At 61.6% G+C, this 22,321-nt stretch carries 19 protein-coding genes; 6 read left to right on the top strand and 13 right to left on the bottom strand.

From position 1 onward, the window contains the following. Window position 1 precedes the first annotated feature (1 nt). The 5 genes from B7R21_RS18905 to B7R21_RS18885 all read right to left on the bottom strand — a co-directional run bounded on the left by B7R21_RS18905 (window position 2) and on the right by B7R21_RS18885 (window position 7,003). A complete protein-coding gene (locus tag B7R21_RS18905) occupies window positions 2–2,527 on the bottom strand; it encodes a plasma-membrane proton-efflux P-type ATPase (protein WP_216364318.1) in 2,526 nt (841 codons plus the stop codon). Then, window positions 2,482–3,075 (bottom strand): histidine phosphatase family protein, encoded by a 594-nt coding sequence (locus B7R21_RS18900; protein ID WP_216364317.1) that lies wholly within the window; start codon window positions 3,073–3,075, stop codon window positions 2,482–2,484. The genes B7R21_RS18905 and B7R21_RS18900 overlap by 46 nt, the downstream gene beginning before the upstream one ends. Further along, window positions 3,072–4,154: a class I fructose-bisphosphate aldolase gene (locus B7R21_RS18895; RefSeq protein ID WP_216364316.1), complete on the bottom strand. Its 1,083-nt coding sequence runs from the start codon at window positions 4,152–4,154 to the stop codon at window positions 3,072–3,074. Before B7R21_RS18895 ends, B7R21_RS18900 begins: the two co-directional genes overlap by 4 nt. Continuing rightward, window positions 4,151–6,544 carry a phosphoketolase family protein gene (locus B7R21_RS18890; protein ID WP_116284806.1) on the bottom strand — a complete coding sequence of 798 codons (2,394 nt, stop codon included), beginning with the start codon at window positions 6,542–6,544 and terminating at the stop codon, window positions 4,151–4,153. The genes B7R21_RS18895 and B7R21_RS18890 overlap by 4 nt, the downstream gene beginning before the upstream one ends. Before the next feature lie 126 nt (window positions 6,545–6,670). Continuing rightward, window positions 6,671–7,003 (bottom strand): hypothetical protein, encoded by a 333-nt coding sequence (locus tag B7R21_RS18885; protein WP_116284805.1) that lies wholly within the window; start codon window positions 7,001–7,003, stop codon window positions 6,671–6,673. Between the two features lie 340 nt (window positions 7,004–7,343). Here B7R21_RS18885 and B7R21_RS18880 point away from each other — a divergent pair, with 340 nt between their 5' ends. Genes B7R21_RS18880 through glsA form a run of 4 tightly spaced genes read left to right on the top strand, consistent with a single transcriptional unit; the run spans window position 7,344 to window position 12,121 of the window. Continuing rightward, window positions 7,344–8,165: a slipin family protein gene (locus B7R21_RS18880; protein WP_116284804.1), complete on the top strand. Its 822-nt coding sequence runs from the start codon at window positions 7,344–7,346 to the stop codon at window positions 8,163–8,165. Window positions 8,166–8,194: 29 nt separating this feature from the next. Continuing rightward, the gene (locus tag B7R21_RS18875; protein WP_116284803.1) at window positions 8,195–9,568 is read left to right on the top strand and encodes a glutamate decarboxylase; all 1,374 of its coding nucleotides are present in this window, start codon (window positions 8,195–8,197) and stop codon (window positions 9,566–9,568) included. 20 nt (window positions 9,569–9,588) lie between these two features. Beyond that, window positions 9,589–11,196 (top strand): putative glutamine/gamma-aminobutyrate antiporter GadC, encoded by a 1,608-nt coding sequence (gene gadC, locus B7R21_RS18870; RefSeq protein WP_116284802.1) that lies wholly within the window; start codon window positions 9,589–9,591, stop codon window positions 11,194–11,196. Next, window positions 11,186–12,121 carry a glutaminase A gene (gene glsA, locus B7R21_RS18865; protein WP_116284801.1) on the top strand — a complete coding sequence of 312 codons (936 nt, stop codon included), beginning with the start codon at window positions 11,186–11,188 and terminating at the stop codon, window positions 12,119–12,121. Before gadC ends, glsA begins: the two co-directional genes overlap by 11 nt. On the opposite strand, the gene B7R21_RS18860 is transcribed toward glsA, so the two are convergent. The 4 genes from B7R21_RS18860 to B7R21_RS18845 all read right to left on the bottom strand — a co-directional run bounded on the left by B7R21_RS18860 (window position 12,072) and on the right by B7R21_RS18845 (window position 15,532). After that, entirely contained in the window at window positions 12,072–12,845 is a 774-nt protein-coding gene (locus tag B7R21_RS18860) for a GAF and ANTAR domain-containing protein (protein ID WP_116284800.1), read from the bottom strand. The two genes, glsA and B7R21_RS18860, sit on opposite strands and share 50 nt — an antisense overlap. A gap of 37 nt (window positions 12,846–12,882) precedes the next feature. Further along, on the bottom strand, window positions 12,883–13,512 hold the full coding sequence (locus tag B7R21_RS18855) for a GAF and ANTAR domain-containing protein (RefSeq protein WP_116284799.1): 630 nt from the start codon (window positions 13,510–13,512) through the stop codon (window positions 12,883–12,885). A 255-nt stretch (window positions 13,513–13,767) separates the two neighbouring features. Further along, window positions 13,768–14,481 carry a BON domain-containing protein gene (locus tag B7R21_RS18850; RefSeq protein ID WP_216364315.1) on the bottom strand — a complete coding sequence of 238 codons (714 nt, stop codon included), beginning with the start codon at window positions 14,479–14,481 and terminating at the stop codon, window positions 13,768–13,770. 154 nt (window positions 14,482–14,635) lie between these two features. Continuing rightward, the gene (locus B7R21_RS18845) at window positions 14,636–15,532 is read right to left on the bottom strand and encodes a universal stress protein (RefSeq protein WP_172592285.1); all 897 of its coding nucleotides are present in this window, start codon (window positions 15,530–15,532) and stop codon (window positions 14,636–14,638) included. Window positions 15,533–15,754: 222 nt separating this feature from the next. On the opposite strand from B7R21_RS18845, the gene B7R21_RS18840 reads away from it, so the two are divergent. Both B7R21_RS18840 and B7R21_RS18835 read left to right on the top strand, forming a co-directional pair. After that, window positions 15,755–17,458 (top strand): sensor histidine kinase, encoded by a 1,704-nt coding sequence (locus tag B7R21_RS18840; RefSeq protein WP_116284797.1) that lies wholly within the window; start codon window positions 15,755–15,757, stop codon window positions 17,456–17,458. Further along, window positions 17,458–18,102 (top strand): response regulator, encoded by a 645-nt coding sequence (locus tag B7R21_RS18835; RefSeq protein WP_116284796.1) that lies wholly within the window; start codon window positions 17,458–17,460, stop codon window positions 18,100–18,102. The genes B7R21_RS18840 and B7R21_RS18835 overlap by 1 nt, the downstream gene beginning before the upstream one ends. 41 nt (window positions 18,103–18,143) lie before the next feature. Here B7R21_RS18835 and B7R21_RS18830 read toward each other — a convergent pair whose 3' ends face one another. The 4 genes from B7R21_RS18830 to B7R21_RS18815 all read right to left on the bottom strand — a co-directional run bounded on the left by B7R21_RS18830 (window position 18,144) and on the right by B7R21_RS18815 (window position 22,087). Beyond that, window positions 18,144–18,665, bottom strand: coding sequence for a hypothetical protein (locus tag B7R21_RS18830; RefSeq protein WP_116284795.1), 522 nt, complete (start codon window positions 18,663–18,665; stop codon window positions 18,144–18,146). A 154-nt stretch (window positions 18,666–18,819) separates the two neighbouring features. Then, window positions 18,820–19,554, bottom strand: a complete 735-nt coding sequence (locus tag B7R21_RS18825; protein WP_116284794.1) for a glucose 1-dehydrogenase — start codon at window positions 19,552–19,554, stop codon at window positions 18,820–18,822. Between the two features lie 119 nt (window positions 19,555–19,673). Further along, window positions 19,674–20,672, bottom strand: coding sequence for a zinc-dependent alcohol dehydrogenase family protein (locus tag B7R21_RS18820; protein ID WP_116284793.1), 999 nt, complete (start codon window positions 20,670–20,672; stop codon window positions 19,674–19,676). A gap of 23 nt (window positions 20,673–20,695) precedes the next feature. Continuing rightward, entirely contained in the window at window positions 20,696–22,087 is a 1,392-nt protein-coding gene (locus tag B7R21_RS18815; RefSeq protein ID WP_116284792.1) for an NAD-dependent succinate-semialdehyde dehydrogenase, read from the bottom strand. Window positions 22,088–22,321: the final 234 nt, after the last annotated feature.

Below are 22,321 nucleotides of genomic sequence, written 5' to 3'. Positions count from 1 at the left end.
GTCAGCGGGCGTTCTGGGTGAGGGCGCGCGTGCGGCCCACTGTCGTCAAAGGGGTCTTCAGGTGATCGAGAACCCAGTAGGTGGCAAGCTTCACTCGGTCGTTCAGCAGCGCCCAGACGATCGCGTATCCCCAGACGAACGCGACCCACCACCAGGGAAGGGCTGCCATGAAGAGTCCGAACAGGGCGAAGCAGGTGGCAATGGCCTGGGTGCCGAAGACTGCGATGACAAGGATGCGGGCGGGGCGCTGAGACCAGAACGGTCCACGGGTTCGCGTAAGGAAGATCGTGAGATGGCCGGCGACTGACAGTTTCAGGTACATCATGGTCTGCACTTCCGGGCCGCTGAGATGGAAAACGTTCTGCGCGAGAAACAGCAGCCCAAAAACGGCAATCGTGCCCATGATTCCGAGAACACTGGCGATGCTGAGAACCGGACGCATCTTCCATTTCTCTGGTTTGTTGCGGTAGAGCACGTGATCGTAGGCGATCGCTAGGATCGCGCCGTCGTTCATCAGAGCCAGCAGCACGATCATGATCGCGGTCACCGGGTAGAAATTGAAAACGAGAATCGCGAGAGTCATGAACAGCAGTACCCGCAGAGTCTCCGCGATGCGGTAGATCGCGTAGCTGTTCATCCGCTGGAAGATGCGGCGGCTTTCCCTGATCGCGTCGATGATCACGGAAAGACCGGGTGTCGTGAGCACGATTGCTGCGGCCGCGCGGGCCGCGTCCGTGGCACCTGCGACAGCGATTCCGCAGTCGGCTTCTTTCAGCGCCGGCGCATCGTTCACGCCGTCGCCGGTCATACCGACGATGTGGCCGTTCTTCTGAAGGATGTCGACGATGTGGAACTTATGTTCAGGGAACACTTGGGCGAAACCGTCGGACGTTTCGATTGAGGCGGTGACGTCAGCTGTTTCGTTGTGTTTGGCGTCACCGAGGCCGGAGGCATCGAGGATGTTGGTGCCCATGCCCAGCTTTTTGGCGGTTTCTTTGGCGATAGCGAGCTGGTCGCCGGTCACCATCTTGACGGCGACGCCCATCTGCCCTGCTGTTGCGATGGTGTGTGCTGCGTCTTTTCGGGGTGGGTCGAAGAGGGGCAGTACGCCGAGGAATTCCCAAGACCCTGTTGTGCTTGCGCGGGCCACGCCGAGGGAGCGGAAGCCGCGTGCAGCAAAGTCGTGAACAGCCTTGTCGACGCTGGTTTTGATAGCGGTGTGATCCGCGACCATCGCGAGGATCACCTGAGGTGCTCCCTTTGTGACCTTGAAGGTGGTTCCGTCTTTTCCGGTGACGGTGGCTTCGGTGCGTTTGTGTACCGGATCGAAGGGGGTGAATTCGGTGACGATGTAGTCAGAGAGCTGCACTGATTGTGGCAGGCCGCCGATGACGGCGAGGTCGATGGGGTCTTTGTCCTCGGCCCGTGACGCCAGGGCACCGCACAGTACGATCTCCTCTGTGGTTGCCGTGCCAGACAGAAAAGGACCACCGAGGGTCAGGGAGTTCTGGGTGAGCGTTCCGGTCTTGTCGGAGCAGAGGATGTCCACACCCGCGAGCTCCTCGATCGCGGAGAGCCGGGTGACGATTGCTTTCTTTTTCGACAGCAGGCGCGCTCCGACGGCCATGGTGACAGATAGAACCGTCGGCATCGCGACGGGGATCGCCGCCACGAGTAGGACGAGAGCGAATTGCAGGGTCGTGAGGGGCGAATCACCGCGAACAATGGCGACAACGACGATCAGTGCGACCAAGACCACGGCCAGGATGATGAGGAAGTTGCCGATCTTCAACACGGCGCGTTGGAAGTGGCTGACCGTGTGCGCCTCCTGAACCAGGTGTGCTGTCGCACCGAAGTAGGTATCGGATCCTGTCGCGTAGACCAGCGCGTCCGTTTCGCCGTGTCGGAGGATCGAGCCCGAGTAGGCTGCGTCGCCTGGTTTCGCGGTGACGGGAAGGGATTCTCCGGTCAGCGCGGACTGGTCGATTTCGACGGGGTCCCCGGCAAGGAGCCGGGCATCGGCTGGCACAATGTCCCCCAGGCGTAGCCGGATGACGTCACCCGGCACGAGGTCCCGGGCCGGGCATCCAGCCCAGGTGCCGTCACGGAGTACGGTTGCGGTGCTGGCGAGTTGTGCTTTCAGAGCGGCCACTGCATTGCCGGCTTGGCGTTCCTCAACGAATCCGACGACCGCGTTGGCGAGCAGGAGCACGAGAATGATGATGAAGTCGGGCCAGTGCTGCAGAACTCCGGAGAGGATCACGGCGGCTTCGATCATCCACGGGATCGGGCCCCAGAAGTAGCCGAGAAACTTCAGGAGCTGGTTGTCGTTCTTCTCAGCGATCTCGTTCGGACCGTACTGCAGGAGCCGGTGTGCCGCTTCATGACCGCTGATGCCTTTCGCGGATGAGACGAGTTTTTTTTCGATCTGAGCCAACGACATGTCTTTGAGCGCGGTGGGTGCTGTGGCCGATGGGGTCGTCATAGTGCGTCCTTTTTCCCGGGAAGCGTGCCGGAGCTGTTCCATAGTGAGATGACCGGCACCGCCGGATGTGCGGGGTCGATCTGGAAGATGCTGACCGTCGCCGGGTCGAGGTGAAAGTGTTGCGCCTCTAGCACCGGGCGCCCGATCCATCGGGCCGCCAACGCTTCACCGAACTGGCCGTGCGAGAAAACCGCAACATTACCGGGGTACCTGCGTAGCCGGCTGAGGACTCGGTCGGCTCGCTGCTGAACCTGGTCGACAGACTCTCCGCCGGGGCATCCGTCACGGAACACGCCCCACCCGGGCCGGGTGTCCCTGATCGTGTCAGACGTCAGCCCCTCGTACTGGCCGTAGTTCCATTCATCGACGTCTGGCACGGTTTCGGTTAGTAAAAGGCCGGACAGCTGGCATGTTTCGACAGCTCGTTGCAGGGGGCTTGAGATGACGGCGGCGAACGGGATATCGCGCAGCCGTGGCGTGAGTGCGCGTGCCTGACTCTTTCCGTGGGTTGTCAGGGGGATGTCTGTTTGACCGGTGTGCTTTCCGGTGAGTGACCATTCTGTTTCGCCGTGGCGGATGAAGTAGATCACGCCAGTAACGCTGTACGTTCCGCCGCTGAATATGGGTGTATCGCTGGGGTTTGGTGGTTCTCCATTGCCGGTTCGTAGAGTCCCTGGCGTGCGGCTGTGTTGCAGCGTGCACGGTGCAGTACCGATAGTTGGGCGTCGCCCCTCTCGGACGAAGCTCCGCCCCAAATTGCCAGTGCCGGCTGTTGGATGGCACGACCGAAAGAGAATCCCAGCGCCCACGGTTGCGGGCCGGGCCTGTCTGGGCCGGTCGAATTCATTGCGTTCAGCCGGGCGGTGGCGATGGGCCCGGGTTGGCCGCCAGAGAGGAAGAGCACACCGGGAACGGCGGCGGGCACGACGCGGCGCAGACATCGCACTGTCGCCTGCGCCACGAGCTCGGCCGCTACTTGGTTCGGGCTGTCGGCGCCGGGGACGACCATGTTGGGTTTGAGAATCATCCCCTCGAGCTGCACACCGTGAAGCTGGAGGGCGACGAAAACCGATCGAAGCACAGTCTCGGTGGCTTCTTCGCATTCCTGGATGGAGTGCGTGCCTCGCATGAGTACTTCGGGTTCGACGACGGGAACCATTCCCGCTTCCTGACACAGCGCCGCATACCGTGCCAGGGCGTTCGAGTTGGCGGCTACCGACGCCGCACTGGGAGTTCCGTGATCGATTGCGAAAACCGCCCGCCACTTCGCGAACGAGGCCCCCAACATCGAGTACCGCTCCAGTCGCTGCCGGAGACCATCCAAACCCTCGGTGATCTTCTCGTCGGGATGGCCGGCGAGCGGCACCGTACCGGTGTCTACCTTGATTCCGGCGGCAATACCAACGCCAGCGAGGATCTCCAGAAAACGGGTCCCGTTGCTCGCCTTCTGCTCGATCGTTTCGTCGAAGAGGATGGCGCCGCTGATGAACTCGGAAAGTCCCGGGGTCGTGATCAGCGTCTCCCGCCAGGAACGGCGCATCTCCGATGTTTGAGGGATTCCGAATCGTCCGAACCGGCGGTTGCAGGTACCGATGCTTTCATCGATTGCGAGGAGGCCTTTGGCGCCGGCCACCAAGTTCTGTGCCATGGCTTCTAGATCGCCGCTCACGGGGTGCTCTGCCACTTCCAGTTGAGGATCTCGGGCATGTCCTGGCCGTGGGTGTCGATGTATTTGTTGTGTTCGACGAGTTTGTCGGTCACGATCTGCTTGAGATGAGCGCCCTCTGAGCCGGTTTGTGGAAGGCGGTCGATGACATCTTGGACAAGGTGGTACCGGTCCAGACCGTTTTGGACGCGCATGTCGAAGGGTGTGGTGATGGTGCCTTCCTCGTTGTAGCCGCGGACATGCATGTTGCGGTTGGTGCGGCGGTAGGTGAGGCGGTGAATGAGCCCAGGGTATCCGTGGAACGCGAAAACGATTGGTGTGTTGGTGGTGAAGAGCGAGTCGTAGTCGGTGTCGGTGAGGCCGTGGGGATGCTCGGTGCTGGGCTGCAGGCGCATCAGGTCTACCACGTTGATGACCCGGATTTTCAGCTCGGGCAGATGCTCGCGGAGGATGCTCACGGCGGCGAGAACTTCGAGGGTTGGGGTGTCCCCGCAGCAGGCCATCACCACGTCCGGTTCATCGTGTTGGTCGTTGCTGGCCCAGTCCCAGATTCCGATGCCTTCGGTGCAGTGCACGACGGCCTGGTCCATCGTCAGCCATTGCGGCATGGTGTGTTTGCCGGCGACGACGACGTTGACGTAGTCGCGGCTTCGTAGACAGTGATCAAACACGGACAGGAGAGTGTTCGCGTCCGGCGGCAGGTACACGCGCACGATGTCGGCTTTTTTGTTCACGACATGGTCGAGGAAGCCAGGATCCTGATGGGTGAAGCCGTTGTGGTCCTGTTGCCACACGTGCGAGGTGAGCAGGTAGTTCAGGGACGCGATTCCGCGCCGCCAGGGCAGCTCTTTCGTGACTTTCAACCATTTCGCGTGCTGGTTGAACATGGAATCGACGATGTGGATGAACGCTTCGTAGCAGTTGAAGAGACCATGGCGGCCGGTGAGGAGGTAGCCTTCGAGCCACCCTTCCGACTGGTGTTCGCTGAGCATTGAGTCCAGCACCCGCCCGGTGGGGGCGAGGTATTCGTCGTCCGGTGAGGTTTGTGCGTTCCACTGCCGGTTGGTGGCGTCGAAAACGGCCCCGAGGATGTTCGAGAGTGTTTCGTCGGGTCCGAAGATGCGAAAATTTCTTCCCTGCTCGTTCAACGAGACGACGTCACGGAGAAACTGACCCAGCACGCCGGTGTCTTCGGCTCCCACGGAGCCCGGTTCCGGGACACTCACGGCGTGAGTGTGGAAGTCCGGCATCCGCAGGGTGTGCAGGAGCAGCCCGCCGTTCGCGTGCGGGTTGGCGCCCATCCGGCGATCCCCGACCGGTGAGAGGGAAGCAAGTTCCGGGATGAGTCGGCCGTCGTGGTCGAAGAGTTCCTCGGGCTTGTAACTGCGCATCCATTCTTCGAGTTGCGCGACGTGCTCGGGATGCTCCGGATCCACCAGGAGCGGCACCTGGTGTGAGCGGAAGGTTCCCTCGATCTTGAGACCGTCGACCTCTTTCGGGCCGGTCCATCCTTTCGGCGATCGCAGGACGATCATCGGCCACCGGGGCCTTGAGCTGGCATTCGCGCTGCGTGCGGCCGCTTGCGTGTCGCGGATGTCTTCGACGGCCTGATCCAGCGCAGCTGCCATCAGCTGATGCATCACTGCAGGGTCGTCACCTTCGACGAAGATGGGGTCCCAGCCGCAACCGCGGAGGAATTGTTCGAGTTCTTCTCCCTCGATACGGGCAAGTACCGTGGGGTTGCTGATCTTCCAGCCGTTCAGATGCAGAATCGGTAGCACCGCACCGTCGGTGATCGGGTCGAGGAATTTGTTGGAATGCCAGGAGGTCGCCAACGGCCCGGTTTCGGCCTCACCGTCCCCGATGATGCACGCCACGATCAGATCGGGGTTGTCGAAAGCGGCGCCGAAGGCGTGACTCAGGGAGTAGCCGAGCTCACCGCCCTCATGGATGGAGCCCGGCGTTGTCGGCGCGACGTGGCTGGAGATCCCGCCGGGGAAAGAAAACTGTGTGAACAGCCGGGTGAGACCGGTTTCATCTTGACTGACGTCAGGATAGACCTCGCTGTACGTGCCTTCCAGATACGTGTTCCCCACCAGTGCGGCGCCGCCGTGACCTGGGCCCGCGATGTAGAACATGTCCAGGTCGTACTTGGTGATCACCCGGTTCAGATGCACGTAGATGAAATTCTGTCCCGGCGTCGTGCCCCAATGCCCGACGACAAGTGGCTTCACATGGGCAAGTTTCAAGGGCTCACGGAGCAGCGGATTCGCGTACAGGTACAACTGTCCGACCGAAACATAATTCGCCGCTCGCCAATACGCATTCATCCTCTCGGCAAGGTCTAGGGAAAGGGTGGCCGTGTTCTGCGTCGCGATGGTCGTTGACGTCATCAGTGGATGCTCCGAACCGACCGCGGCAGCCCGCGGTCCTAGTAGTTGTGCGACCGGCTCCTGACGAAACCGCGTGTCAAGCGAAGAGGACGCGCTGCCTGCCCGTGGCTGACACGGCGACATCAGTCAGCCAATCGTGGTCGGGGCGCCCTCCACAGAGGCGAAGGTCCTCAACTCGGCGGTGGCAACGAGGTGATCGAGCGCAGCCCGCATCGAACCGAGTGTGGTCCAGATGAATGTCTCAGTGACCTGCATCACTTCGTAGAGACCGTCGCGTTCTTCGACAAAGCCAACACATCTGTCCTGAGACCCGACGGGTACCCGCGAGTCACATACCCGCCACGCCCGACCCGATGCGTGTTCCAGGATCAGGGCTTCGTCAAGCTGTGCACGCAGCTTGGCGGTTTCAGGTGCGTCATCGACCCACTCGGCAGTCGTGGTGGTGAGCGCGTCAGTCATGGCAGTCCTCGGTTCATTCGCGTGTTCGAACGACACCAAGGGCCAGAGTGACTTCCCACAGGCTCTCCCCGGAACGCTCCGATGTCAAGGCCGCCGACCAAATACGAGCGGCCGCAACGTCCGACAAGCGAACGCGCGGCTCCGTTGGCACCCTGCAAATGGGTACAAAGTCCCTACCAGCAGGAACCACCGCCGGCGTAGTGTCGGCCGTGTTGCTCCGGTCCTTGGCAGCGGTTCTCACCGATGCCCTAAGGAGCAGTTTCATGATCGATTCACCGACCGAGTACACCATCACGACCGGGCCTTGCCCCATCCCGGTGAGATCTTCAGGCGGTGTCTCATGACCGCCCTCCTGATGGTCTTGGTGGTTGTGGGCATTCTGGTGATCATCGCGCTGGGGCTCGCGATCCACGTCGTCACGCAGTACGAGATGGGGGTGCAGTTCCGTTTCGGCCGGGTCATCGGGACGAAGAAGCCGGGCCTTGCCATCATCATCCCGATCGCCGACCGGCTCACGAAGGTGACGCTGCGGATCATCACTATGCCGATCCAGTCCCAGGGCATCATCACCAAAGACAACGTCAGCGTCGACATCTCAGCCGTCGCCTACTTCCGGGTCGTCGACGCAGTCAAGTCGGTCGTCGCCATCGAGAACGTCAACGCCGCGATAGACCAGATTGCCCAAACCACGCTGCGGAAGGTTGTCGGCAAACACACTCTCGATGAGATGCTCGCCGAAACAGACATCATCAACGCGGACATCAGGAAGATCCTTGATCTGACAACCCTCGACTGGGGCGTGGAAGTCACACTGGTGGAGCTCAAAGACATCCAACTGCCTGAGACGATGAAACGGGCAATGGCGAAACAGGCCGAAGCCGAGCGTGAGAAGCGGGCAAAGATCATCGCCGCCGAGGGCGAAGCGCTTGCCGCCGCAGCGCTCGGTGAAGCCTCCGACACGATGATGGCTCACCCGCTCGCCCTGCAGCTCCGAAACCTGCAGACCCTCATCGAGCTCGGCGTCGACAAGAACACCACCGTCGTCTTCCCCGCGCCGCTGATGAGCACTATCAGCGAACTCGGGTCCTTCCTTGCCAAAGAAACCGCGACCGCGGCAGCAGTGACCGAGACCGCGACACTTGCCCGACTCGCCACGACCTGACGTCACCCACGAAGAAGAAGAGGTTTTCCATGGAACACGACCGCAAATTCGTCACAGTGAACCCGTTGTTCGCCCGGCCTGGCGAGAATACCGTCGCCTCGAAGTACGAACTTTCCGACGATCAGATGCTGCCCGAAACCGCCTACCAGATCGTGCACGACGAGACGATGCTTGATGGCAACGCCCGATTGAATCTGGCCACGTTCGTCGGTACCTGGATGGATGATCACGCGAAACGGTTGTACGCAGAGTCGTTCGACAAGAACATGATCGACAAAGACGAGTATCCGCAAACCGCGGCGATCGAAGAGAACTGCTGGCGCATCCTCGCGAAGTTGTGGAACTGTCCAGACCCGGCCGGCACGATCGGCACGTCGACGGTCGGGTCATCGGAGGCCTGCATGCTGGGCGGCCTAGCCCTGAAACGACGCTGGCAGCAAAGCCGAAGGGCTGCAGGCAAGTCAACCGAAAGACCCAACATGGTCATGAGTTCCGCCGTTCAGGTCTGCTGGGAGAAGTTCTGCAACTACTGGGACATCGAGGCCCGCTACGTACCGATCAGCGAAGAACACAAGACGTTCGACGGCGTCGGGCTCGACGCCTTCGTCGATGAGAACACCATCGGAGTCGTCGCGATTCTCGGAGTCACCTACACCGGAATGTACGAACCGGTGAAACGTATTGCTGAGGCCCTCGATGCTATCCAGGCGAAAACGGGGCTCGATGTCGCCATCCACGTCGATGCGGCGTCGGGTGGCATGATCGCTCCGTTCCTTCAGCCTGACCTCGAGTGGGATTTCCGCCTCGAACGGGTCCACTCGATCAGCACGTCCGGCCACAAGTATGGACTCGTCTACCCCGGGCTCGGCTGGGTCATCTGGCGCTCCGTCGATTTGTTGCCGGAAGACCTCATCTTCAAGGTCAGCTACCTCGGTGGAGATATGCCGACGTTCGCGTTGAACTTCTCCCGGCCGGCAGCCCAGGTGCTGCTGCAGTACTACCTGTTCCTCCGGCTCGGCCGAGACGGCTACACCCAGGTTCAGCAGGCATCGCACGATGTCGCCACATATCTGGCCGCCGGCATTGCGAAACTCGGCCCCTTCGAACTCTGGAACGATGGCACCGATATTCCTGTCTTCGCCTGGCGCCTGAAAGACGACCACTCGAAGAACTGGACGCTGTACCACCTCTCGGATCGACTGCGAACGGAGGGTTGGCTGGTACCGGCGTATCCGATGCCGGCAGACCTTCAAGACATCACCGTTCAGCGCATCGTGGTGCGAAACGGCATGAGCATGGACCTCGCCGACAAGTTCCTCGTCGACATGGCCAAGCAGACGGACTACCTCAACCGACTGGACTCCCCCATGCCCATCGAAACCCAACCCGCATTCCACCACTGAGACAAACCCCGGAGCACACCATGGCCACCACAACTGCACAGACCAACCCAGCTCCACAATCGGGTCACCTGACGAGCAAAAAGCCGAAACGCACGGTAAAGCAGGTCGCAACCATCAGTATCTTCGGTCTCGCGATGCTCAACATCGTCGCTGTGCTGAGCCTTCGCGGCCTCCCTGCGGTGGCCGAATATGGGCTCGGATCGATCTTCTACTACCTGCTGGCGGCGGTTCTGTTCCTCGTGCCAACGGCGCTCGTGGCGGCCGAGCTCGCAACGGCCTGGCCGGAGAAGGGCGGCGTCTTCCGCTGGGTCGGTGAGGCGTTCGGCTACCGGTGGGCCCTCGTTGCAATGTTTATGCTGGTGCTCGAAGTGACGATCTGGTTTCCCACCGCCTTGACGTTCGGTGCTGTCGCGTTGGCGTACACCGGGCCAGATCTGAACGCCGACGCCGCTGTCGCGAGTAATCGCCTCTTCATCCTGGCTGTCGTTCTCGTGGTCTACTGGCTCGCCACGTTCATCGCTCTGAAAGGAGCGAAGGCGTTCTCGCGCGTCGCAAAATGGGGCGGAGTCATCGGCACTCTGGTTCCTGGTGGCATCCTCATCGTTCTCGGCTTCGCATACGTCATCGCCGGTAACAAGCCGCAGATCGAGATTTCGTGGAGTGCGGTGGTTCCTGACTTCTCGAACTTCTCGAACATCGTCCTCGCAGCCAGCATTTTTCTGTTCTATGCGGGCATGGAGATGAACGCGATCCACGTCAAAGACGTCACCAATCCCACCCGGAGTTACCCGATTGCCGTGCTCATCGCGGCCGTCGGTACCGTAGTGGTCTTCGTGCTCGGCGCCCTCGCCGTCGCATTCATCGTGCCGAAGAACGACATCAACCTCACCCAGAGCCTTCTGACCGCGTACAACGACCTCTTCGTCTGGGCACACATCGCGTGGGCAGGGCCGATCATCGCCGTCGCGTTGGCGATCGGTGTATTCGCCGGCATCGTGACCTGGATCAGTGGGCCCTCCTCAGGCCTTCTGGTGGTAGCCAAAGCGGGCAACCTGCCCAAGTTCTTCCAGCGCACCAACAAGCACGGCATGGGCAGAAACATCATGCTGCTGCAGGCAGCGATCGTTACGGTACTGGCGGTTCTGTTCATCGTGCTACCGTCCGTGCAGTCGGTGTACCAGATCCTCAGCCAGCTCACGGTGATCCTCTACCTCGTCATGTACCTTCTCATGTTCGCCGCTGTCATCCGGCTGCGCCTGAAACAACCCAATCGCCCTCGTCCGTACCGCATCCCCGGCGGCAAAGTGGGAGTCTGGGTCGTTGCAGGCGTCGGCTTCCTCGGCTCCCTCGTCGCCATGTTCTTCAGCTTCATTCCGCCAGGCCAGATCGCCGTCGGCAGCCCGGTTCTGTACGTCGGCCTCCTCGTCGTACTCTCGGTCATCTTCGTCGCCGTGCCATTCGTCGTCTTCCGGATGCGTAAGCAGAGCTGGCGAGACGCCCACAGCGACTTCGCCGAATTCACGTGGGAAACCGAGAACCGCACCCCCGGAACCGTCACCCTGTCTGCCAAGGCACCCGAGGAAGCACGCGACGACAGCGTGCTAAAGCCGCCGGCTCATGCTGGCTGATGATCCGATCCAGACGGCTGTAGCGCGCGCGCTGGCGGACAACATGAATGACGGCGGTGGCAAAAACGCAGACTACATCGCGGCACTCGCCTCTGTCGATCCGACTCTTTTCGGTATCAGCGTTGCGACGACCGGAGGTGACGTCTTCAACGCTGGCGACGCTGATGTCGAGTTCGCGCTCGAGTCGATTTCAAAAGTCTTCACCATGGCACTGGCCATGGAAGAGGTCGGCGCGAAAGCGTTCCGCGCGAAAGTCGGCACAGATCCGACAGGGATGCCCTTCAACTCCGTTCTAGCGCTGGCGTTGCACGCAGACAAACCCATGTCGGCACTCGTGAATGCTGGAGCCATCGCCTCGGCGAGTCTGATTTCGGCCACGAACGCTGAGGATCGGTGGCACAAAATTCTTGCAGGGCAGAGCGCGTTCGCCGGGAGAAGCCTTTCATTGAGCGACGCTGTCAATGCGTCCGAACAGTCCACAAATTTCCACAACCGCGGCATCGCCTGGCTGTTGTACAGTGCAGGGTTCGTGTACTCCGACCCGATGGAAGCCTGCGACGTTTACACCCGGCAGTGCTCGACGATGGTCACCACCGCCGATCTCGCAGTGATGGGCGCGACACTCGCGTCAGGGGGAATCAATCCTCTGACAAAAACGCGTGTGATCCGGGCTGAGAACGTGCCTCACATCCTCGCCGAAATGACGATGGAAGGTCTCTACGAAGCATCCGGGGACTGGGCCTACACGGTCGGTCTTCCCGGGAAGAGCGGTGTGGGTGGCGGTATCGTGTGCGTCGTACCGGGGCGGCTCGCGATCGCCGCGTTCTCCCCCAGGCTCGACCAGTTCGGCAACAGCGTGCGGGCCCAGGCCGCAATCACTCAGATCGCGGCCGAGCAGGAGCTGAATCTTTACTTAGCGGGTTGAGGGTCAGCTCGTCTACTGTCAGGGTCTGGTTGCTGATCTGTTCCGCGACCGAGCGGATCGTGAAATTGTGGTTTCTCGCGTAAGAGCGAAGCGCGAAGAACGCATCCGGCATTTCGATGGACAGTGAGTGGGCGACGAAGCCTTTGGCCTGTTCGATGATGATCCGGGTGTCGAGGGCGCTGTGCAATTGTTCAGCGATCATCTGCCCCTCACGGATGAGGCGCTCCTGCAGGATCCCGATGGTTGCGACGTCGGTGAGTGCCTGCGCCAAGTCGGCGTCCCTCGCGCTTACTTCGGCCGATTTTTTGCCGAAGAGATTCATGGTTCCGATGATGTGGCCGCGGAGCTTCATCGGTGTGGCGTGCACCGAGTTAAAACCTTGCTGGATGGCGGCTTTCTGGAAGGCCGGCCATTGACCACCATCGTGCTGGATGTCGGGAACGTTCACCGCTACTCCTGTTGCGAAGCAGTCGATGCATGGACCTGCATCGGCTGCGAGTTGCATGATCTCGACAAGGTCCGCGGACTCGCTGGTCGACGTCATGAGCTGCAGCTGCCCGTTGGCGTCGGCGAGCATCAACCCGCCCGCGTCGATGCCGAGTATCTCGACGCATTCTTCGACGAGAGTGTGTAAGAGATCCACGACGTCGAAGTCCTTCGTGAGGGTGTCGGCTACCTTGACGAAGGCTGCGCTGATGCGTGCTTCACGTGTTGTCCCATCCATGATGATTGCTCCTTGATTGATGCCGGGTTGAGGTGGGTTAGTCGGGAAGGGCACTGAGATCCAGGCTCCGATCAACGATCTGGCGGGCCAGCTCGTTGATCGCGATCCCGGTCGAGAAGGCATGAGCACGCAACCGGGCGAGAGCGTCGGTGGTGCTGATATCCAGTTGCGCTTGGATCATGCCGGTGGCTTGGTGTACCTCTCGGCGCATCGAAGGGGACCGTTCGTGCTCGGTAGAGCCAGAATTCAGGGCGCCGAGCATGGCCTTGTTCACTGCGGCTACCGCGGTTCGGCCGGCCATCGACGTCGCGACAACAATCTCTGTGGTGTCCAGCCATCGCGGTGTAGTGCTGTAAAGATCGACGACACCGATCGTCGCGGCACCGATCCTCATCGGAAAGGCGAAGACTGCGGCGATACCGATCTCCTGTGCGGCACCCGAAAAGACAGGCCAGACCCGGTTTTCCTGGCCGGAGAGATCGGGCACGAGGACCGGTCGACCGGTGTTCAGCGCCTCCCAGTGGGGCCCTGCTGCAATTCGAATTGCAATGTCTCTGCTCGGGCCGCGATCGAATTCGATGCACAAATCGTGGACTGCTGACCATCGCGACCGAATACCGAGATCGAAGCCCCCGAGACCGAGAGCGCTGCAACGAACGCGCCGCACAAACCTCCCGCACCGTTATCTGCGGATGTAATCGGTACCTCGAATGGACGATCGTCCATGGTGAACTTTCAACGAACGATTGTTGTTGAGAGAACCCGGGCAGAATCGGAAGAGTCCAAGCGCGGAAGCGCGTAGAAAGGAGTCTACTCAGGTTGCCACTCGGTACTGCTGACGATGGCGACTTCCGAACGATTGAAAGCGTGCCGCTGGGAGGGGAGACCCGCCCATCCCATCGGATTCGGAGCTAAAGCCAACTCACCAGGATCTCGTTGTCGAGGTGCGTGATGTGGGGCGAAGACCAAGCGACCTTCTCAGCGGTCCGGAATTGCGCCCAGGTGCGAACGGACCGCTCGTGCCGATGACCAGCACTTCAATCTTGGTGCCGGCAAGCGATGCGTTCCGGTCGAGGGCGGCCTTGATACGGGTCCCGGCTTGGGTATCCGCGGGCCGTGGCCGAAGGACTATCTCGCTGTCGATCGAGTCGATGCCGGCAAGCCCCTGGACGGCGTGGCGTGCGCTTTGCCGCTCGAAATCCCACTGCACCTCGCCCGTCAGCGTCACGGCTCGGCCGGTTAGTTCTGCCTTCACCGTTGATGGAACGTTGGTGCCGCTTTCGAGCGCGTTCTGCACCGAGCGGGCAAGATCAGTTTCGGACTGACGGTAGTTGCTCTTCGAGTTCACGACGATGTCGTCAACAACAGCACGCGCACCCCTCACCCGAAGGGCGGCGTGGATCGCGGATAGACGCTGCAGATACGTCGTCACCTCGCCCGAGAGCGAAACCGCGCCATCGTTCACGGCGACACCGATGCCCCCAGCATCAACATCCGGAGTCCATTCGAGCTCCTCATGCACGGATGACTGAATATTAGGATCGTTTTGCGCTTGTGCGGAATTCGTCAAAAGAGTCTGCTTTCTCTCGGGACCACGCACGCGGCGGAGGTCGAAGCGCGGTGCTGGATCGATCACGGGTTTCCATGGCGGGTGCAGAGATCATCGGTTCCATGAAATCGATCAGGTTAGGCGAACGTAACACGCTCACGCTCCGCCGCTTAGGGCCGAAGGTCCTTTATCGAACCGGCCCCTGGGGATCACCGTCGAGGCAAGCCGCCCGTTAGCGAATTCAAGCTATGGCAACGTGTTCGGTGTCGGCCAGCTGAAATTCGGGGGTGCCGGGGCGATCGTTTTCAGGGGGGACAATCATGGTGGCGGTGGTGAGGTTCACCAGCACGTCATGCACGGTTGCACCGAGAACACCGCCACCCGCCGGACCGGGCGCGGTTCTACCGAGAACGAGAAGGAGAGCTGTTCCGGCTGCGTCTAGTAGTCCCTCGGCCGGTGGCCGGCGAAGACTGCGGGTGCGAACGGGGACGTCAGGGGCAACAGTGTGTATGTGCGTTTTCGCATGGTCCAGAAGTTTCTCGGCGATAAGCGAGTACTCAAACTCCCGTCGACCGCCGTCTCTGAAGACTTCACCCGGCATGTTCGGCAGGGTCCAGGAATGCACGAGCGTGATGCTGCTGAGCGTACGTCGAGCTTCCTTGATTGCGAAGTCGAGGGTGACCGCGGTGCTTCGGCTGTCGCTCAGGCCAACCACAACGCCTGCGCGGCCGCCCCGGTTCGCGGGCATGGGTATCACAGCCAGCGGGATAGGGGTCGTGGCGGCGAGTTGAATGTATTTGGAGCCGAAGACACGGCCCTGAACAAATCCTGTCTTGTGCGTACCGATGACCAGAAGCGTAGCCGCTGAGGCCGCGGTGGTGAGTTCTTCGAGCGGATTACCGATCAAGAGCTCGGTAGTGACCTGAGTTTCGGGTGCTGAGATGCGCAGTGAGATCGCTTGCTTGGCGAGGAACGCGAGTGCGTGATCCCGAGCGACAGAATTTGCTGCGTCAACATCGTTCAGGACGTGAACAATGACGATTCGATCCAGCGTCGAGCGTGCACGTTCCAACGCCCAATTTGCTGCGGCGATACTAGGCGCGGTGTCGTTGATGCCGACGAGGATAATGCCGCTCACGGGGTTCTCTCCGAAGACTCTGCCTGTTTCATCTTTCCGGGGTCCTGAGAAAGAAGGTCGTGCAGGGCTTCTACGCCAAGATCTTGCCAGATTTCGAAGGAGCACGGCAGGGCCTTTGGTCCCAGTGCCGGCGCGAGTGAACTGTGATAGGCCTAGACTGCGGCTACGGGGTCCGTCGTGCGCAGCGCATCGCGAGGTTCAGCGATCCGAGGTGGTACCGAGATGACCGACCACGACTTCCTTTCGTTCCCTGACCAGGGGCGTGGAGAGCTTGATGTTGCGATCAGCGACCTGGTTGAGAAGGCGCGCGGCGTGCTCTTGACGCAGGGCAGACTTCGTGCTCTGCTCCGGGCGAACCAGGCTGTGGTTGAACAGCTCGAGCTGCCGGTTGTTCTGGAGCGCATCGTCGCCGCAGCGGTCGAGCTGGTCGATGCGCAGTACGGGGCGTTGGGTGTGTTGTCGCCGAACGGTGGGCTCGAGCAGTTCATCAACGTCGGAATGACCGCGGAGGATATCCGGGCTATCGGTCACCTGCCCGAGGGTCACGGGTTGCTTGGCGCCCTTATCGAGAATCCGCACCCCATCCGCCTCGCCATGATTTCTGACGATCTTCGCTCTTCGGGGTTCCCTGCTGGACATCCGCCGATGGGTAGTTTTCTTGGCGTCCCCGTTCGGGTGCGATCCGAGGTGTACGGCAATCTGTATCTCTCGAACCAGTCATCCGGTGAGTTCAGTGCTGAAGACGAGCAGCTCGTCACTGCCCTCGCTGCTACCGCGGGTGTCGCGATCGAGAACGCACGACTGTTCGCCGAAACCCGCCGTCGGCAGGCATGGTCGGCGGCATCCGCAGAGATCACCGCGGCCCTGTTGTCCTCGGATGAGACTGATCTGATCGCTTTGGTCGCCGATCGGGTCGCAGCGTTGGCGGAAGCAGATCTTGTCTGCATCGTCGGTGAAGCTGACGGCACGGACCGGTTCGTTATCAATACGGCGATCGGTGATGGTGCCGAATCTGTGTTGGGGCTGAGGATCTCGAACGCGGAACCGTCGCTTGCGAGCGTTCTGGAGGCACGCCAGCCGCGTCTGTTCGCTGACCGTGAGTTCGGGCCTCTGACACCTGACGGTGACGCTATCGGCCCGGCCATGGCCATACCGCTCATGTCAGGAGGCGCTGCAAAGGGGGTGCTGCTCGTGGTAAGAGACAGGTTGGGGTTGCCGTTCATTTCCTCAGATCTGGAGATGGCGGCAGACTTCGCCGGCCAGGCGAGTATTGCCATGGAACTCGCGCGCGCCCGAGCTGACCGGCAGACGCTGGCGCTGTTCGAGGACCGCGCCCGCATCGCACGCGACCTTCACGATCATGTGATTCAACAGATCTTCGCCACGGGCCTTGAGATGCAGAGCATCGCAGGAAGCGCAGCACCCTCGCTCGTCACCGATCGGATTCTGGTATCGGTGGCGAATCTTGATACCAGCATCTCCCAGATCCGAACCATCATCTTCGCTCTCTCAGCGCGCCCGATCGCCCAGCCCACCATCCGGCATCGCATCCTCGACCTCGTCCAAGAACTCTCGGCCGGTTTCAGTACGACGCCGGTTGTGCGATTCGCCGGGCCTGTGGATTTCCTTGTCACTGACGATCTCGCCGATGACGTCGCCGCCGTCTGCCGGGAGGCGATCACCAACGTCGCAAAACACGCGGCAGCATCAACCATCAGCATCACCTTGGAGATCATCGAAGCTGACGTTGTGTTCGAAGTGCGCGACAACGGAGTCGGCATACGTCCCGGCGCTCGACGGAGCGGCCTTCGAAACCTCGCTCAGCGAGCAAAGTCACGCTCAGGCACACTAACAGTCCATTCCTTACACCCCGGCACCTCCGTGCGGTGGAGCATCCCGATCAGTGAAAGCGCACGGGAAGCCTGATGATTCGTGTCTTCCTGCTGGATGATCATGAACTGGTCCGCCGCGGACTAGCTTCGCTGCTCGACGCTGAGTCCGACATCGAGGTGATCGGTGAGGCGGCGACCACCGCACAGGCACGCACCCGGATCGCCGCGACGAGACCCGATATCGCTCTGCTTGATGTGCAACTGCCAGATGGAAACGGCATCGACCTCTGCCGAGACCTGAGGTCTGAGTACCCGGATCTGCAGTGCTTGATGCTGACGGCGTTCGACGATGATGAAGCGATCACCGCAGCCGCTGTGGCCGGAGCGTCAGGCTATGTTCTGAAAGACATCCTCGGCAGCGGCCTGATCGATTCGATTCGCGCGGTCGCTGCTGGCAGAGCCCTGTTGAACCCTGTCGTCGCGAAACGTGTGGTCCAGCGGCTCGCCTCGACAGTCGAAGCTGATCCGCGGCTCAGCTCATTGAACCCCAGGGAACGGCAGGTCTTGGCGCTCATCTCCGATGGGCTGACTAACCGCGAAATCGGGGTGCGACTCTCGCTGGCAGAGAAGACCGTCAAAAACTACGTCTCCGGGCTGCTCGGAAAGCTCGGGCTACAGCGCCGCACCCAGGCGGCGATCTTCGACCTCGAAACACGCAGCACACCGCCCCCCCGATGAAAGCGAGGGGGCGGGTCAACATTTCCGATGTCGATATGCCGTCATCGGCTATAGAACGAAACCATCGCCTGCTGAGAACTTTTCGGTCTCGAACTGACCCAGGGCCTGTCGTTGAGTAACGCACGGTCTGGGGTGAGAATGATGATGGCGGTATCGGGCCCGCGACCGCCCCACCCGGTTCGTTCACTGAGAACGGTGAAGACACCTTCTGGCAGTACATGTTGCAGGGCTCTGATCAGCGCAGCCACGTCGGGTGCGGGGTGTTCAAACAGAGCGAGCTCCACACAATTGCGTGCAGCCAATGCGGCCGCGACGTTCTCGGCGATCGTGAAGGAATCGCAGGAAGGCGCACTGACGATGAGCGCCGTACCGATCGGTTGGGGCGCCGCATTCACGGGCTGACCCAGAATGGTCGACGATTCATCGGGTTTCGCAGGTGTGATGTGGCGGAGGAAGAGCGTGAATTGGAGAGCGGCCAGGTGGCCGTCTTCTGAGTCGCTGAGGATACGGATGACGCGGCGGAACACCTCTCGAACGTGACTGTCAGAACTCTGCTGCCACATCGATGCGGAATCCTGACCGAGTCCTCTTAGCCCGTAGGGGGCTCCGGCGGGTCTCGGGAGCGTGACTACTTTTCGCATCCGCGTGTCATGATCAGGCCGGGCCGTGGTTGTGGTTGTGAGGGACATCGTGGGTGCTCTTTCGGTAGCGTCAGGGTCAGGCGTGCGGGATGCCGGCGGTCAGACCGCCGTCGATGACGAATTCCGAGCCGGTGGAGTAGCTGGATTCGTCGCTGGCGAGAAAGAGCACGAGAGCAGAGACTTCGGTGGGTTCCGCGGCCCGGCCCAGCGGGATCTGCAACTGTGCGGCCGTGATCCCCTCGGTCATCGGTGTGGTGATGAAACCGGGATGGATCGAGTTCACCCGTACACCTGACGCGCCGACCTCAACGGCAACTGATTTTGTGAGTCCGCGCAGGGCGAATTTCGTCGCGACGTAGGCGTGCAGACCGGCGCTACCGCGGAGCCCTTCGACCGAGGAGATATTGATCACGGAACCGCTCTTCTGGCCGACGAGAAGAGGTATCACTGCTCGGATCCCGAGGAACGCCCCGGTCAGGTTGATGTCAAGCGTTTTCTGCCAGAGCGCGAGCGGGAAGTCAGCGATCGGGGCGCTGTTGGCGATCCCGGCATTGTTGACCAGAACGTCGATATGACCGAAGGCGTCGAGGGTGTGGGCTACGGCCGCATTCCAGTCGCTTTCGTCGGTGACGTCGAGGTGCACATACGACGCCGCGTCACCCAGACGCGCAGCCAACGCGCGGCCGTCATCGTCGAGGAGATCACCGATGACCACTCGTGCACCCTCAGCGACCAGCATGGCCGCGTGAGCGGCACCCATTCCTCGGGCACCGCCGCTGATCAGGGCAACTTTTTCTGACAGGCGATTCATCTCAAACCTCTTCACTTCTGCGGTCGTGTGCCGCAGAACCCCAGCATGATCGAGGTCCTTCCAGCCAGACAGTGCCGTTGGTCCCGAACCTTCCCCAGACGAACATCGGCGGTACGATTTCACGGCATTCTGATGACGAGCGAACCGGCCGCCCGGCCGGCACGGAGGTCGTTCAGAGCGATGTCGACCTGGCTGAATGGGTACACGGTTACGTCGGGAGCGAGCGCGAGGGTGTGCGCGATGCGGAGGAATGCTGCCCCGTCGGCCCTGGTGTTCGCGGTGACCGATCGGAGGTCGCGTTCGTTGAACAGGTCGTCGGTGTAGTTCATGGCCGGAATATCGGTCATGTGGATGCCCGCCATCACCACGGTGCCCCCGCGCTTTGTAGCGGCCAGGGCCTGCGGGACGATCTCTCCGGCGGGGGCGAAGATGATCGCCGAGTCGAGTGGCTCGTCGGGTACGGCATTTTCATCGCCGACGAAGACGGCGCCGAGGTTCCGGGCGAGTTCTTGGTTGGCCGTCCCCCGGGTGACGGCGAAGATGCGCGCCCCGGCTGCTCGCGCGATCTGGGCGGTCAGGCTGGCGCTGGAGCCGAATCCGTAGAGTCCGAGGTTGCCGCCGGGAGGAAGAGCGGCGCGCTCGAGGGCCCGGTACCCGATGATGCCTGCACAGAGGAGAGGCGCGGTGCTCACGGGGTCTGTGCCGGCAGGAAGCGGGTAGGCGAACGCGGCGGGAACCGTCATGTACTCGGCATATCCGCCGTCGGCATCCCAGCCCGTGTAGGCCGAGAACGGGCAGAGGTTCTCCCGACCCGAACGACACCACTCGCAGGCCCCGCAGCTACTGCGAAGCCAGGCTGCGCCGACGAGGTCGCCGACCACCATCGTTTTCACGCTGGCGTCGACGGCCTCGATCCGGCCCACTACCTGATGCCCGGGGATGACGTGCGTGCGGTGAACGGGCAGGTCGCCGTCGATGACGTGCAGGTCGGTGCGGCACACGCCGCAGGCCAGCACCTTCACGAGCACTTCGCCCTGGCCTGGCTGCGGCACGGCGACGGTTCTGAGTTCGACCGCGTGATTCCGCGCATCCGACACCCACGCCCGCATCGGCGTCATCTGTGGCTCCTGCAGTTCGTCCGCTAGAACGCCGCGTTGATGTCGACGACGTCGATGACCTTCTTGTTAATGAATTCCTGGATACCGAGGTTGGTGAGTTCGTGACCGTACCCGGAGTGCTTGACTCCGCCGAACGGGATGTCGGCTTTCACCATGGTCGGATGGTTCACATAGACCATTCCGGTGTCGATCTGACGGGCGACCTTCTCACCGCGCACCGTGTCGGCGGTGAACACTGAGCCGCCCAACCCAAAGGGTGAGTCGTTGGCGACCGCGATCGCTTCGGCTTCATCTTTTACGCGGATGATGATCGAGACGGGGCCGAAGAACTCTTCGTAGTACGACGGGTTCGTGGGATTCATTCCGGTGAGGATCGTGGGTTGGAAGAACGCTCCCGATGTCGGCGCCTTCTCGCCAAGCGTCTCGGCCGTGGCCCCGCCGGCGACGGCCTCTTCGACCTGGCCGGCGAGAGTGTCTGCGGCTCCCTGTGACGACATCGGGGCCAGCGTGGTCGCGGCATCCATCGGATCGCCCATCGTGAGTGCAGCGACGCCGTGGCGGTATTTCGCCAGGAACTCGTCGAACACTTCGTCGACGACGATCATCCGCTTGGCGGAGACGCACACCTGGCCCGCGTTCCAATGGCGACCGAATACCGCCCATTCGACCGTCTTGTCCATGTCTGCATCGGCCAGTACGACGAACGCGTCAGATCCGCCGAGCTCGAGGGTGCTCTTCTTGACTGCTTTCGCCGCATAGCCGGCGATGATCGCGCCGGCCTCTTCGCTGCCGGTGAGCGCGACACCTCGAACCCTCGGGTCGTTGATCACGTATTCGGTGAGGTCATGGGGCAGGTACAGGTTCTTGAACGCCCCCGCGGGTAGCCCTGCACGCTCGAACAGGTCATCGAACGCTGCTGCGGCCTGGGGGACGTTGCTGGCGTGTTTGAGCAGGATGGTGTTACCGGCGAGCAGTTGCGGGGCTGCGACACGCACCACCTGGTAGTACGGGAAGTTCCACGGTTCGACAGAGAGAAGCACGCCGAGCGGTTCGCTCACGATCTCTACCTCGCCTTCCGCTGCAAGAGCGACAGGCACCTTGATCGTTTCGAGTAGGGATGCGCCGTGGTCGGCGTAGTACTGCAGAATGTCGGCAGACAGGTCGACTTCTGCTTCGGCCTCGGCGATCACCTTGCCCATCTCCAAGGTCAGCAGCTCTGCGTAACGGCGCTTCTCGGCGCGCAGCAACTCAGCCGCTTTGCCCAGCACAGCGGTTCTGGTTGTGTACGGGGTGTCCCGCCAGGCGAGGAACGCCTCATGCGCCGCAGAGATCGCGTTGTCGACCTCGTCCTTCGTCGCATTCGGGAACGTGGACACCACTTCATTCGTAAACGGGTTGATCGTCTGGTACGTCATCCTGCAAGCCTTCTTCCGCAGCGTCGCTGCCTCAGACTTGAGCCTTGCACCGCTGCCCGACGGCGAATAGGGACCTTCGACCTTCATTCCCCCACCGGAGCGAACCTGCAAAGTGAGGACCAAGGTCCCTCGACGGTGGCCTCGTTCGCTGATGGACTGCAGAGTATTCGCCGCACCGGTTCCGGTGTCGCCCGCAGCGTACCGCTCGGGGGCCGACCGGTAACGTATCCGCGA

The organism is Subtercola boreus (genome assembly GCF_003399625.1).
Lineage (GTDB): Bacteria > Actinomycetota > Actinomycetes > Actinomycetales > Microbacteriaceae > Subtercola > Subtercola boreus_C.
This window is presented reverse-complemented; position numbering and strand designations above follow the sequence as displayed.